This window comes from Pseudomonas sp. ENNP23, assembly GCF_001728945.1.
Taxonomy (GTDB): domain Bacteria; phylum Pseudomonadota; class Gammaproteobacteria; order Pseudomonadales; family Pseudomonadaceae; genus Metapseudomonas; species Metapseudomonas otitidis.
On the sequence record NZ_LYSP01000024.1, the window covers coordinates 42,408 to 56,179 of the forward strand.

The window sequence follows — 13,772 nt, forward strand, 5'->3', positions numbered from 1 at the left end:
GAAACGTCCTTGTGGCGGGGCTTGGCAAGCAGCGTTTACACTCTGACCACCACTGCTGCCATGGGTTCGCCATGTCGACACGAGACGCGGATGATCGCCGCGAATACTACCGCATCGAAGACACGATCGCACTGGAATTCACGCCGCTTTCCAGCGCCCAGGCGCAGGCTGGGGAAGCCCTCCAGGACCCTTCCCCGCTGTTCAACCTGCTCAGCGACCTGCACCTGATGGACTTCGAGTCCCAGCACCTGTTGCGCCACATCGCCGAGCGTGACCGCACCCTGGCCAACTACCTGAAGGTGATGAACAAGCGCATCGACCTGTTGGGCCAGGCAGTGGCCCAGAGCCTGATGCGCGACATCGGCCCGCCCCGGCAGGTGACGCTCTCCGAAGGCGGCGTGGGTTTCGTCACGGCGCAGGCGTTCGCAGAAGGCACCCACCTGGCGATCAAGATGGTGCTGATGCCCCAGGCGCTTGGCCTGCTGCTGCGCGCGGTGGTGATCCACTGCAAGCCGCGCGAGGATGGCCAGTACGAGCTGGGCACCGAATTCGAAGCGCTGACTGACGCACAGCGCCAGTTGCTGGCCCGGCATATCCTGCAGAAACAGGCTCAGGTCCGTCGCCTGGCCCGCCAACGCCCGTCTTCAGGATGAATCCATGTTGCGTCTGCTGCTTCTGCTCTGCCTCGCCCTGCCCCTCCCCGCCCTCGCCGACACCCTGGAAATTCCGCTGGGCCAGCAAGGCGACAGCGGTACCCCGCTGCCTGCGCGCGGTGAGTCGCAACGCGCCGTGCTGGAGCGCTTCGGCCTCCCGGACGAGGAACACCCGGCTGTCGGCAAGCCGCCGATCGCCCGCTGGGACTACCGTGAGTTCTCCGTCTATTTCGAGAGCGGCCGCGTGATCGACAGCGTTCGCCACCACCAACCCCGCAACCCCGAGGTTTCCCAGTGACCCTGATCTACGGCCATCGCGGCGCCAAGGGCGAATGCCCGGAAAACACCCTGGCCAGCTTTCAGCAATGCCTGTCCCACGGCGTCAAGCGTTGCGAGCTGGACCTGCATCTGTCCCGCGACGGCGAGCTGATGGTGATCCATGACCCGACCCTCAAGCGCACCACAGGCCGCCGCGGCAAGGTGGTGGAGCACGATGCCGATGAACTGGTGAAGTACGACGCGCGCCAAGGTGGCCCGGGCTGGGTCAGCCCCTGCCCCATCCCGCGCCTGTCCGAGCTGTTCGAGCGCTGCGACTTCGAGCATTGGCAACTGGAGGTGAAGAGCGCCTCCCGCGTGCGCGCCGCGCGTACCGTACTGGCGATCCAGGAACTGGCCGAGCACTACGGGTTGATGGACAAGGTGACGGTCACCTCCAGCTCCCGCGAGGTGCTGCGCGCGCTGAACAGGCTGACGCCGAAGCTGTCCCGCGGGCTGGTTGCGGAATACGCCTGGCTCGATCCGCTGAAGGTCGCTGCCCATCACGGCTGCAGCCTGCTGGCGCTGAACTGGACCCTGTGCACACCGGAGCGCATGCTGCGGGCTCAGAAGCAGGGGCTGCACGTATCGGTGTGGACGGTGAACGAGCCGGCCCTGATGCGGCGCCTCACCGACTTCGGCGTGGACAGCATCATCACCGACTTCCCTGGCGTGGCGGTGAGCACGTTGCCACGATGAAGCCTCGTTGTTCCCGGGCTGAAGCCCGGCTACGTACGGCTTGGGCAGGCGGTGGGCTGAAGCCCACCCTACGGTTGACGGCAGACACGAAAAAACCGGCCAGTTGGGCCGGTTTTTTCATGGGCGCTGCCTGATCAGAAGCTCTCGCGATTAGGCCAATGCCAGTTGGCCGGTTCCCCGAGAGGGTCCTCCCCGGCCGGTTCAGGCGCCCGGCCGGTGCCGCTCAAAAAAGCCGGTTGAGGCCGTCGAACGCCGCCACCCGATAGGCTTCCGCCATGGTCGGGTAGTTGAAGGTGGTGTTGATGAAGTACTTGATGGTATTCGCTTCACCCTTCTGGTTCATGATCGCCTGGCCGATGTGGACGATCTCCGAAGCCTGGTAGCCGAAGCAATGCACGCCGAGCACTTCCAGGGTCTCGCGGTGGAACAGGATCTTCAGCATCCCCACCGGTTCCACGGCGATCTGCGCACGGGCCATGCCCTTGAAGAAAGCCTTGCCGACTTCGTAGGGGATCTTGGCCTGGGTCAGTTCCTTCTCGTTCTTACCGATGGAGCTGATCTCGGGGATGGTGTAGATGCCGGTGGGCACGTCATCGACGAAGCGCCAGCTATCGTTCTCCACAGCGCTGCCGGCAGCGGAGCGGCCCTGGTCGGCGGCGGCGCTGGCCAGGCTAGGCCAGCCGATCACGTCACCGGCGGCGAAGACGTTGCTGACCTCGGTGCGGTAGTGTTCGTCGACGCTGATCTGGCCACGGCTGTTGACCTTGATGCCGATGTTCTCCAGACCCAGGCGGTCGGTATTGCCGGTACGGCCGTTGCACCACAGCAGGCAGTCGGCCTTGATCTTCTTGCCGGACTTCAGGTGCAGGACCACACCGTTGTCCACCCCTTCGATGCGTTCGTACTCCTCGTTGTGGCGGATGAGCACGTTGTTGTTGCGCAGGTGGTAGCTGAGGGCATCGGAGATTTCGTCGTCGAGGAAGCTGAGCAGTTGGTCGCGGTTGTCGATCAGGTCCACCAGCACGCCCAGGCCACTGAAGATCGAGGCGTATTCGCTACCGATCACCCCGGCTCCGTAGATGATGATCCGGCGCGGGGTGTGGGTCAGGCCGAGGATGGTGTCGCTGTCGTAGATGCGCGGGTGGGTGAAGTCGACGTCGGCAGGGCGGTAGGGGCGTGAACCGGTGGCGACGATGATCTGCTTGGCCACCAGGCGCTCCACCACGCCGTTCAGGCACACCACTTCGATGGTCTGCTCGTCATGGAAGCTGCCGGTGCCGAAGAAGGTGTCGATGCGGTTGCGGGCGTAGTAGCCGGTGCGCGAGGCCACCTGCTTGGCGATGACCTTCTCGGCGCTCTTGAGCACGTCGGGGAAGGAGAACCAACGCGGCTCGCCAATCTGGCGGAACATCGGGTTGGTGTTGAACTGCATGATCTGTCGGACGGAGTGACGCAGGGCCTTGGAAGGGATGGTGCCCAGATGGGTGCAGTTGCCGCCGACTTCGCGGCGGCTGTCCACCACGGCGACCTTGCGGCCCGCCTTGGCGGCGTTCATTGCCGCACCCTCACCCGCCGGGCCGGAACCCAGCACCACTACGTCGTAGTTGTAGACAGCCATGCTTACTCCTCATACACGGACCGAGGGTCGTCAGCGCCCCCGGCGGGGCCACGGCACCAGCGGCCGTGGCAATTCGAATTCGGCGCGCAGCTTAGTCACACTGCATGGCGCTGCACATTAGCGCTTGGTCGCGTCGTAGGCGAGTTCCGCATCCACTACATCGCCAGTGCGATTGACCTCCTCGCACTTTTCGCGATTGCCACCACAGATCGAGCATTCCTTCTCGATTCCCAGGTTGGCGATGCCACCGCAGGAACCGGCGATGGGCTTGCGCCCCATGATCACGCCAACGGCCATGCCCAGCACCACCAGCAGCATGATCAGGAAGACCAGTAGCCAAGTCATGTTCAGTGCGCCTCCGTGGGGAACAGTTGCTCGAAGCGGCGACTGCCGCGGGTGGTGAAGCCCGTGCCTTCACGGGTTACGAAGAACGCGGCGATGTCGTGGCGGTCGGCAAACGACAGGCCGGCCTCGGGGCCGAGCACCATCAACAGCGTAGACAGTCCGTCAGCCCTCAGCGCCGACGGGTCGATGACCGTCACGGCTGCCAGGTGGTGGGTGATCGGTGCAGCGCTCGTGGGATCGAGGGTGTGAGAATACCGCTGACCACCCCGCTCGAAGTAGTTTCGATAGTCGCCTGAGGTGGAAATGCCCATGTCCTGCAATGCAACAATCTTCTGTGCCACCTGGCGGTCGTCGCGCGGTGCTTCGATGGCCACGCGCCAGGGGCTGCCGTCGGGCTTGCGGCCGACGGCCTTCATTTCCCCGGTGATCTCCACCAGGGAGCTGGTCACGCCCAGCTCGCCCAGCCGAGCGGTGACACGGTCCACGGCGTAGCCGGCGGCGATGGCGTTGAAATCCAGTTGCACGGCGGCGTCCTTGCACAGCTCGTTGCCCTGGCGCTTGAGGTGCTGGTGACCGACATCGGCCCGGGCCGTGGCGATGGCCTCGGCGCTGGGCACCTGGTCGCCTCGTGACTGCGGGCCGAAGCCCCAGAGGTTGAGCAGCGGCTCCAGGGTCATGTCGAAAGCGCCGTCACTTTGTGCGGACAGGCTGTCGCCAAAGGCCACCAGTTCCAGCATGGGCGCCGGCAGGACCATGCAGCGGCCTGCCGGCAGGGCGTTGAAGCGCTCCACGTCGGAGTCGGCGCGGTAGGTGGACATCTGCCGGTCGATCTCGGCGAGGATGCCCTCCACTTCGCCCCGCGCCTGCTCCACGGAGGGCCCGGACGCGTTGCGCACGTACTTCACCGAGTAGCTGCTGCCCATGGTCGGGCCGCCGAACTGTTCCAGGGAGTCGCCGCAACCGGCCAGCAGGAAGCTGGCCGAAAGCAGCAATACAAAAGGTTTAACCACCGAAGTCGTCCAGCAGGATGTTCTCGCGCTCGACGCCCAGGTCCAACAACATCTTGATCACTGCCGCGTTCATCATCGGCGGGCCGCACATGTAGAACTCGCAGTCCTCGGGGGCCGGATGGTCCTTGAGGTAGTTCTCGAACAGCACGTTGTGGATGAAACCGGTGTAGCCGGTCCAGTTGTCCTCGGGCTGCGGGTCTGACAGCGCCAGGTGCCACTGGAAGTTGGGGTTCTCGGCGGCCAGCTGGTCGTACTCCTCGGTGTAGAAGGCTTCACGCAGGGAGCGCGCGCCATACCAGAAGCTGATCTTGCGCTGGGAGCCCAGGCGCTTGAGCTGGTCGAAGATGTGCGAGCGCATGGGCGCCATACCCGCACCGCCTCCGATGAAGACCATCTCGGCCTGGGTCTCCTTGGCGAAGAACTCGCCGAAGGGGCCGTACACGGTGACCTTGTCGCCCGGCTTGAGGTTGAACACCCAGGAGGACATCTTGCCCGGAGGGATCTCGTCCTTGCCCGGCGGCGGCGAGGCCACGCGGATGTTGAACTTCACGATGCCCTTCTCGTCCGGGTAGTTGGCCATGGAGTAGGCGCGAATGACGGTCTCGTCGACCTTGGAAACGTACTTCCAGAGGTTGAACTTGTCCCAGTCGGCGCGGTACTCGGGCTGGATGTCGAAGTCCTTGTAATTGACCACGTGGGGCGGGCATTCCAACTGGACGTAGCCACCGGCGCGGAAATCCACGCTCTCCCCTTCCGGCAGGCGCAGGGTCAGCTCCTTGATGAAGGTGGCGACGTTGGGGTTGGACTCCACCGTGCATTCCCACTTCTTCACCCCGAAGACCTCTTCGGGTACTTCGATGTGCATATCCTGCTTCACCGGAGTCTGGCAGGACAGGCGCCAGCCTTCCTTCGCCTGGCGGCGGGTGAAGTGGGACTCCTCGGTGGGCAGCATCTCGCCGCCACCGCTCTCCACCACGCACTTGCACTGAGCGCAGGTACCGCCGCCGCCGCAGGCCGAGGAGAGGAAGATGTTCTGCGCCGCCAGGGTCTGCAGCAGCTTGCCGCCGGCCGGGACGGTGATGGTGCGTTCACGGTTGATCACGATGTTCACGTCGCCGCTGGACACCAGCTTGGCGCGGGCGGCGAGGATGACCACCACCAGCGCGAGGACGATGGCGGTGAACATGCCAATGGCGAGGAAGATTTCGAAACTCGGCATGTCGTCTCCTTACAACTGGACGCCCGAAAAGGACATGAAGCCCAGCGACATCAGGCCGATGGTGATGAAGGTGATGCCCAGGCCCTGCAGGCCCTCGGGTACATCGCTGTACTTGAGCTTCTCGCGGATGCCGGCGAGCAGCGCGATGGCCAGGGCCCAGGAGAAGCCGGAACCGACGCCGTAGACCACGCTTTCGCTCAGGTTGTAGTCGCGCTCCACCATGAACAGCGAGCCGGCCATGATGGCGCAGTTCACCGTGATCAGCGGCAGGAACACGCCGAGGGCGTTGTAGAGCGAGGGCACGTACTTGTCGAGCAGCATCTCGAGGATCTGCACGATGGCGGCGATGACCCCGATGTAGCTGAGCAGGCCGAGGAACGACAGGTCCACGTCCGGCAGGCCGGCCCACGCCAGCGCCCCGTCCTTGAGCAGGAGGGTGTAGAGCAGGTTGTTGGCCGGCACGGTGATGGCCTGCACAACGATCACGGCGATGCCGAGGCCGATGGCGGTTTCCACCTTCTTGGAAATGGCGATGAAGGTGCACATGCCGAGGAAGAAGGCCAGGGCCATGTTCTCGACGAACACCGCCTTCACGAACAGGCTGATGTAGTGCTCCATCAGTAGGCCTCCTTGTTGGATACCTGGGGCGCGATCTTGAAGGACGGGGCTTCCTTCTGCTCGGTCTTCCAGCTGCGCAGGGCCCAGATGATCAGGCCGATGAGGAAGAAGGCCGAGGGCGGCAGCAGCAGCATGCCGTTGGGCTGATACCAGCCGCCGTCGTTGATCACCGGGAGGATCTCGTAGCCCAGCAGCTTGCCGGAGCCGAACAGCTCGCGGATCACACCAAGGGCGATGAGCATGGCGCTGTAGCCGAGGCCGTTGCCGATGCCGTCGAAGAACGACAGCAGCGGCGGGTTGGCCATGGCGAAGGCCTCGGCGCGGCCCATCACGATGCAGTTGGTGATGATCAGGCCGACGAACACCGAGAGCTGCTTGGACAGGCTGAAGGCATAGGCCTTGAGCACCTGGTCGACCACGATCACCAGCGAGGCGATGATCACCATCTGCACGATCATGCGGATCGAGCTGGGGATCTGGCTGCGGATCATCGAGATGAACAGGTTGGAGAAGCCGGTCACCAGCGTCAGGGCGATGGACATCACCAGCGCGGTCTTCAGGTTGGAGGTGACCGCCAGGGCCGAGCAGATGCCGAGGATCTGCAGGCCGATGGGGTTGTTGTGCAGGATCGGGTCCAGCAGGACCGAGCGGATCGTGGGTTGCGCCATGTTCATGCCTCCCCGTCGTTGAGCTTGGCCAGGAAGGGGCCGAAGCCGTTCTTGCCGAGCCAGAAATGCAGCAGGTTGTTGACGCCCTTGCTGGTCAGCGTGGCACCGGCCAGGCCGTCGACCTGGTGGCTGGCGCTGGGCGAACCGGGCTCGACACTGCCCTTGATGATCTGGATGGCCAGTTGGCCCTGCTCATCGAACAGGCTCTTGCCGTTCCACAGCGCCTTCCATTTCGGGTTGTCCACCTCGCCGCCGAGGCCGGGCGTCTCGCCGTGTTGGTAGAAGCCGAGGCCGACCACGGTATTGAGATCACCCTTGAGGGCGAGGAAGCCATACAGGGTCGACCACAGGCCGTAGCCACGCACCGGCAGGATCAGGGTGTCCAACTGGCCGTCCTTCTCCACCAGGTAGACGGTGGTGAAGCGCTCGCGGCGCTTGATGGAGGCGATGTCCTGGTCACCCGGCAGGGCGTCGGAGAGCTTCGGGTCCTTGGCGGCCTTCAGCGGGTCGAAGCCGGCGGCCTGGATGGCGTCGCTGTACTCACCGCTGGAGAGGTCCACCACCTTGGCGGTGATGCGCTCGGCATAGAGCGCCTTCACTTCGCTGGCGGACATGCCCGGCTGGCCGAGGCCAGCGATGGAGAGGATACTGCGCTGCTTGTCCAGCTCGCGGTTCTCCACCTGCACCGGCTTGAGGGCCACCGCCCCGCCGGCGACGAAGATGGAGCACACCAGGCAGACCACCAGGGCCACCAGCAGGGTGCGGATCGTGGATTCCTTCTGGTTAGCCATGGCGTGCCAGCCTCCGCTTGATGTTGGCCTGGACGACGAAGTGGTCGATCAGCGGTGCACAGAGGTTGGCGAAGAGGATCGCCAGCATCATGCCTTCGGGGAAGGCGGGGTTGACCACGCGGATCAGCACCACCATCAGGCCGATCAGTGCGCCGAACAGCCATTTGCCGGTGTTGGTCATGGAGGCGGACACCGGGTCGGTGGCCATGAACATCATGCCGAAGGCGAAGCCGCCGAGGACCAGGTGCCAGTACCAGGGCATGGCGAACATCGGGTTGGTGTCGGAACCGATGGCGTTGAACAACGTGCTGGTGGCGATCATGCCCAGCAGCACACCGACGACGATGCGCCAGGCGGCGATGCGGGTCAGCAGCAGCACACCGCCGCCGATGAAGATGGCCAGGGTACTGGTCTCGCCGATGGAGCCGTGGATGGTACCGAGGAAGGCGTCCATCCAGGTGATGCCGTGACCGACGATGTTCTCCACGCCACCGGCAGCGCCCAGGCTCAGGGACGTGGCGCCGGCAAAGCCGTCCACCGCCGTCCACACGCTGTCGCCGGAGAGCTGCGCCGGGTAGGCGAAGAACAGGAAGGCACGGCCCACCAGGGCGGGGTTGAGGAAGTTCTTGCCGGTACCGCCGAACACTTCCTTGCCCAGCACCACGCCGAAGCTGATGCCCAGGGCCACCTGCCACAGCGGGATGCTCGGCGGCAGGGTCAGGGCAAAGAGCACGGAGGTGACGAAGAAGCCTTCGTTCACTTCATGGCGGCGGATGGCGGCGAACAGCACTTCCCAGAAGCCGCCGACGATAAAGGTCACGGCGTAGATGGGCAGGAACCAGGCGGCGCCCTGGATGATGTTGTCCCACAGGCTGTTGGGGTCGAAGCCGGCCAGGCTGCCGATCAGCGCGAAGCGCCAGCCATCCTGGGCGGCCAGCAGGTCAGGGCTCTGGGCGAACACCAGGTTGGCCTGGTAGCCGACGTTCCACATACCGAAGAACATCGCGGGGAAGGTACAGAGCCACACGGTGATCATCATGCGCTTGAGGTCGATGCCATCGCGCACATGGGCCGTGGTCCGGGTGACACTGGCCGGCCGGTAGAAGAAGGTGTCGATCGCTTCGTACAGGGCGTACCACTTCTCGAAGCGGCCGCCTTGCTCGAAGTTGTGCTCGATCCGGTCGAGGAATTTGCGCAGGCCCATGTCAGCCCTCCTTCTCGATGCGGTTGAGGTTGTCCCGCAGGATGGGGCCGTATTCGTACTTGCCGGCGCACACGTAGCTGCACAGCGCCAGGTCTTCTTCGTCCAGCTCCAGGCAGCCCAGTTTCTGGGCCATCTCGGTGTCGCCGACGATGAGGTAGCGCAGCAACTGGGTGGGCAGGATGTCCAGCGGCATCACCGCCTCGTAGTTGCCCACCGGCACCATGGCGCGCGGACTGCCGTTGGTGGTGGTGCTGAAGGCGAACCGGCGGGCGGCCATCAGCTTGGAAACGAAGATGTTCAGCACCGAGTGCTTGTTCACGCCGGCGCGCAGGTAGTGCATCAGCTCGCGGTCGTGGCCTTCGGCGAGGCAGGACACCTGCAGGTGGTAGCGCCCCAGGTAGGCGCAGGCGCCGCGGGAGGTGCGACCGCCCAACAGGGAGCCGGACACCACGCGATTGACGCCGGGCTTGAGTTCGCCGGCGGTCAGTTCGTCAAGACTGGCGCCCAGGCGGGTGGCCAGCAGGCGCGGCTTCTCCACCACCGGGCCGGCCAGGGCCACGACACGCTCGACCCACAGGCGGCCGGTGGCGAACAGCTTGCCGACGGCGATCACGTCCTGATAACCGATGTGCCAGACGCTCTTGGTGGCGCTGACCGGGTCGAGGAAATGGATGTGGGTGCCCGGAAGACCCGCCGGATGCGGGCCGGAGAAAGCCTCGGCGCGCACGCCGGCAACCTGTTCGCCCGGCAGGCTGACCCCGTCTGCTTTGCACAGGAACACCTGACCGAGACGTGCCAGCACCTTGAGGCCACGCTCGAAGTCTTCGGCATGGGCAGCGATGATCGGTTGCGGATCAGCGGCCAGCGGGTGGGTATCGAGGGCGGTCACGAAGATCGAGCTGGGAACGGCATCGACAGCCGGCACCCGGCTGAACGGGCGCGTGCGCAGCGCAGCCCACAGCCCCGAACGCTGCAGGTTGTCCCGCACGGCCTGGGGTTCGAGGGCATCCAGGGCGCTGTCCGGGCAGGTATCGAAGACGACTTCGTCGTCGCCGTCCACATCGATCACCACCGACTGCAGCACGCGCTGCTCGCCACGGTGGATGGCCGATACCACACCCGCGGCCGGGGCGGTGAACGCTACGCCGGGGCTCTTCTTGTCGGTGAAGAGGACCTGGCCCAGCTTCACCCGGTCGCCGACCTGCACCTGCATGGTGGGCTTCATGCCGTGATAGTCGAAGCCGATCACGGCCACGCTACGCACGGCTCGCGCAGCCTCGATGCGCTGCTCAGGTTGGCCTGCGATGGGCAGGTCCAACCCCCGTCTGATTCTTGTCATGTTTCTCGCCTGAACCTTGAGAAGGGTTTCGTCCCGGTGTGGAACAGTAGCCGCCAAACGCCAGGCAGGCGCTGGGCTGAAATCGCAGCATGCGGCAGGGCCCCGGGACGAGAACCGCGCATTATAAAGAGGCGACTTCCCAAGCGGCCACTGAAAGTCCCTAAATTTCCGACTGTTAGAGCTATTCGGGCAACCGGAAGTCAGCCAGCGGACGAACGGTCATAGCCCGCCACACCATGAAAAACGGGGGCCAAGGCCCCCGTTTCAGGTTCTACCGGCGCGCCCCGGTGGTGCGCCTAACCCAGTAACAAATCGCAATAAATCCAAGCCAGAACGGAATGGCATAGACCGAGACGTTGATGCCCGGGATCATCAGCATCACGCCCAGGATCAACATCACGAAGGCCAGGCACAGGTAGTTGCTGAAGGGGTACCAGAGCGATTTGAAGAAGGGCTCGATGCCCTGGCGCTGCAACGACTTGCGGAACATCAGGTGCGACAGACTGATCATCGCCCAGTTGATCACCAGGGCCGCCACCACCAGCGCCATCAACAGCTCCAGGGCCTGCTTGGGCGCCAGGTAGTTCACCAGCACGCACAACAGAGTGATCAGCGCAGACACGCCAATGGCCAGCACCGGCACGCCACGGCGGTTGACCTTGAGCAGTGCCTTCGGCGCATCACCCTGCTCGGCCAGGCCGTAGAGCATGCGGCTGTTGCAGTACACGCCGCTGTTGTAAACCGACAGCGCGGCAGTCAGCACCACGAAGTTCAGCAGGTGGGCGGCGGTGTCGCTGCCGATCAGCGAGAAGATCTGCACGAACGGGCTGCTGCTGTAGGGGTCGCCGGCGGCGTTGAGCGTTTCCAGCAGCTTGTCCCAGGGGTAGAGCATCAGCAGTACGCTGAGGGCACCGATGTAGAAGATCAGGATGCGGTAGATGACCTGGTTGATCGCCTTCGGGATCACCTTCTTCGGCTCGCTGGCCTCGGCGGCGGTGATGCCCACCAGCTCCAGCCCACCGAAGGAGAACATGATGATCGCCAGGACCATCACCAGCCCTTCCAGGCCGTTGGGGAAGAACCCGCCGTGACTCCAGAGGTTGCTCACTGCGGCCTGCTCGCCGCCGGTACCGGAGACCAGCAGGTAGAGGCCGAGGATGATCATGCCGATGATCGCCACCACCTTGACCAGGGCGAACCAGAACTCGGTCTCGCCGAAGACCCGGACGTTGGCCAGGTTGATCAGGTTGATCAGCACGAAGAAGGCTGCCGCCGTCGCCCAGGTGGGCACGTCGGGCCACCAGAACTGGATGTACTTGCCCACGGCGGTCAACTCGGCCATGCCCACCAGCACATAGAGCACCCAGTAGTTCCAGCCGGCCAGGAAGCCCGCATAGCCGCCCCAGTACTTGTGGGCGAAGTGGCTGAAGGAGCCGGCCACGGGCTCCTCGACGATCATCTCGCCGAGCTGGCGCATGATCAGGAAAGCGATGAAGCCGGCGATGGCGTAGCCGAGGATCATCGACGGCCCGGCGGACTTGAGCACCCCGGCAGAGCCGAGGAACAGGCCGGTGCCGATGGCGCCACCTAGGGCGATCAACTGGATATGGCGGTTTTCCAGCCCGCGCTTGAGCGAGCCGGCGTGCTGCTGTTGTCCGTCCATCAGGAGTTCCGAAAAGAGGGGAAGGGTCTAGCGATTACAGCCGGAAAAATGAAAAACGGGAGCCCGAGAGCTCCCGTTTTCACGGACCAGCGACTTAACGCGGGAAGGCCGGCGGGTTAACCCCAGCCATGTCTTCCATCACGCGGACCACCTGGCAGCTGTAGCCGAACTCGTTGTCGTACCAGACGTAGAGGACGACACGGTTGTCGTTGCAGATGGTGGCTTCGGCATCCACCACGCCAGCGTGGCGGGAGCCGACGAAGTCGGTGGACACCACTTCCTGGGAGGAGACGTAGTCGATCTGCTTGTGCAGGTCGGAGTGCATGGCCATCTGGCGCAGGTACTCGTTGATCTCGTCGCGGGTGGTGGCCTTCTCCAGGTTCAGGTTGAGGATGGCCATGGAGACGTTCGGGGTCGGCACACGGATGGCATTGCCGGTCAGCTTGCCTTTCAGCACCGGCAGGGCCTTGGCGGCTGCGGTGGCGGCACCGGTCTCGGTGATCACCATGTTCAGCGCGGCGCTGCGACCACGGCGGCTGCCCTTGTGGAAGTTGTCGATCAGGTTCTGGTCGTTGGTGTACGAGTGAACGGTCTCGACGTGGCCGTTGGCGATGCCGAACTTGTCATTCACCGCCTTGAGCACCGGCACGATGGCGTTGGTGGTGCAGGAGGCAGCGGAGATGATCTTGTCGTCGGCAGTGATCTCGCCGTGGTTGATACCGTGGACGATGTTCTTCAGCGCGCCCTTGCCGGGAGCAGTGAGGACCACGCGGTCGATGCCCGGGCACTTCAGGTGCTGGCTCAGACCCTCGGCGTCACGCCATTTGCCGGTGTTATCCACCAGCAGGGCGTTCTTGATGCCATAAGCGGTGTAGTCGACCGAGGCGGGATCGTTGGAGTAGATCACCTGGATCAGGTTGCCGTTGGCGGTGAGGGTGCTGTTCTCCTCGTCGATGACGATGGTGCCGTCGAACGGACCGTGCACGGAGTCGCGACGCAGCAGGCTGGCGCGCTTGACCAGGTCGTTCTCGGCGCCCTTGCGCACGACGATGGCGCGCAGGCGCAGGCCGTCGCCGCCACCGGTCTTCTCGATGAGGATGCGTGCCAGCAGGCGACCGATGCGACCGAAGCCGTAGAGGACAACGTCGGTGCCTTCACGGGCAGCGCCGTTCTGCTTGCCAACCAGTTCGGCCAGTTCGTCCTGGGTGAACTGTTCGAGGCTGCGACCGGCACCCTCGGCCTTGAACTTGGCGACCATCTTGCCCAGGTCGACGGAAGCGGCGCCCAGCTTGAGCTCGCTCATGGTCTTCAGGATCGGGAAGGTGTCGTGGACCGACAGTTCGGTTTCGTCGGCCAGGCGGTGGCGGGCGAAACGGTGGGCTTTGAGGATGTCGATCACGGAACGGTTGATCAGGCCGCGACCATAGATCGAGGTGACCACATTGTTATTGCGATAGAGCTGGCCGATCAGCGGAATCATCGCTTCCGCGAGGGCTTCACGATCGATCCATTCACCGAGACACTGGTCGGGCTTCTGAGTCACGGGCAGTACCTTCCACATGTAGGGGATGAAAAAAGGGGCTACATTATGACGACGCGCGCAAGCGCCGGCAATCTGCAGCCGTCGCAA

14 protein-coding genes are annotated in these 13,772 nt (G+C 64.3%); 3 read left to right on the top strand and 11 right to left on the bottom strand.

Translation table 11 applies throughout. The annotated features are described in order from the left end of the window. The first annotated feature begins 71 nt into the window (after positions 1-71). The 3 genes from A9G05_RS14760 to A9G05_RS14770 are packed head-to-tail and all read left to right on the top strand — an operon-like array spanning position 72 to position 1,667. A complete protein-coding gene (locus tag A9G05_RS14760) occupies positions 72-653 on the top strand; it encodes a PilZ domain-containing protein (protein ID WP_069561696.1) in 582 nt (193 codons plus the stop codon). Between the two features lie 4 nt (positions 654-657). Continuing rightward, the gene (locus A9G05_RS14765; RefSeq protein ID WP_069561697.1) at positions 658-951 is read left to right on the top strand and encodes a phosphodiesterase; all 294 of its coding nucleotides are present in this window, start codon (positions 658-660) and stop codon (positions 949-951) included. Beyond that, positions 948-1,667, top strand: coding sequence for a glycerophosphodiester phosphodiesterase (locus A9G05_RS14770; protein ID WP_069561698.1), 720 nt, complete (start codon positions 948-950; stop codon positions 1,665-1,667). The genes A9G05_RS14765 and A9G05_RS14770 overlap by 4 nt, the downstream gene beginning before the upstream one ends. 223 nt (positions 1,668-1,890) lie before the next feature. Here the strand turns inward: A9G05_RS14770 and sthA are convergent, their stop codons facing one another. From sthA to A9G05_RS14825, 11 genes are all read right to left on the bottom strand, one after another. After that, positions 1,891-3,285 (bottom strand): Si-specific NAD(P)(+) transhydrogenase, encoded by a 1,395-nt coding sequence (gene sthA / locus A9G05_RS14775; RefSeq protein ID WP_069561699.1) that lies wholly within the window; start codon positions 3,283-3,285, stop codon positions 1,891-1,893. 117 nt (positions 3,286-3,402) lie between these two features. After that, on the bottom strand, positions 3,403-3,630 hold the full coding sequence (gene nqrM, locus A9G05_RS14780; protein ID WP_069561700.1) for a (Na+)-NQR maturation NqrM: 228 nt from the start codon (positions 3,628-3,630) through the stop codon (positions 3,403-3,405). 2 nt (positions 3,631-3,632) lie between these two features. Beyond that, entirely contained in the window at positions 3,633-4,553 is a 921-nt protein-coding gene (locus tag A9G05_RS14785; RefSeq protein ID WP_371850567.1) for an FAD:protein FMN transferase, read from the bottom strand. Between the two features lie 79 nt (positions 4,554-4,632). Further along, positions 4,633-5,859: an NADH:ubiquinone reductase (Na(+)-transporting) subunit F gene (gene nqrF / locus A9G05_RS14790; RefSeq protein ID WP_069561702.1), complete on the bottom strand. Its 1,227-nt coding sequence runs from the start codon at positions 5,857-5,859 to the stop codon at positions 4,633-4,635. A 9-nt stretch (positions 5,860-5,868) separates the two neighbouring features. After that, positions 5,869-6,477, bottom strand: a complete 609-nt coding sequence (gene nqrE / locus A9G05_RS14795) for an NADH:ubiquinone reductase (Na(+)-transporting) subunit E (protein ID WP_069561703.1) — start codon at positions 6,475-6,477, stop codon at positions 5,869-5,871. Beyond that, positions 6,477-7,151 carry an NADH:ubiquinone reductase (Na(+)-transporting) subunit D gene (locus A9G05_RS14800; RefSeq protein WP_170832289.1) on the bottom strand — a complete coding sequence of 225 codons (675 nt, stop codon included), beginning with the start codon at positions 7,149-7,151 and terminating at the stop codon, positions 6,477-6,479. Before A9G05_RS14800 ends, nqrE begins: the two co-directional genes overlap by 1 nt. Next, positions 7,148-7,936: a Na(+)-translocating NADH-quinone reductase subunit C gene (locus A9G05_RS14805; protein ID WP_069561704.1), complete on the bottom strand. Its 789-nt coding sequence runs from the start codon at positions 7,934-7,936 to the stop codon at positions 7,148-7,150. Before A9G05_RS14805 ends, A9G05_RS14800 begins: the two co-directional genes overlap by 4 nt. Further along, positions 7,929-9,140 carry an NADH:ubiquinone reductase (Na(+)-transporting) subunit B gene (locus tag A9G05_RS14810; protein ID WP_069561705.1) on the bottom strand — a complete coding sequence of 404 codons (1,212 nt, stop codon included), beginning with the start codon at positions 9,138-9,140 and terminating at the stop codon, positions 7,929-7,931. Before A9G05_RS14810 ends, A9G05_RS14805 begins: the two co-directional genes overlap by 8 nt. Before the next feature lies 1 nt (position 9,141). Then, complete coding sequence (locus A9G05_RS14815; protein WP_069561706.1) at positions 9,142-10,479, bottom strand: Na(+)-translocating NADH-quinone reductase subunit A; 1,338 nt, start codon at positions 10,477-10,479, stop codon at positions 9,142-9,144. 271 nt (positions 10,480-10,750) lie between these two features. Next, positions 10,751-12,142: an amino acid permease gene (locus tag A9G05_RS14820; RefSeq protein WP_069561707.1), complete on the bottom strand. Its 1,392-nt coding sequence runs from the start codon at positions 12,140-12,142 to the stop codon at positions 10,751-10,753. A gap of 94 nt (positions 12,143-12,236) precedes the next feature. Further along, a complete protein-coding gene (locus A9G05_RS14825) occupies positions 12,237-13,703 on the bottom strand; it encodes a glyceraldehyde-3-phosphate dehydrogenase (RefSeq protein WP_069561708.1) in 1,467 nt (488 codons plus the stop codon). Between the last annotated feature and the right edge of the window lie 69 nt (positions 13,704-13,772).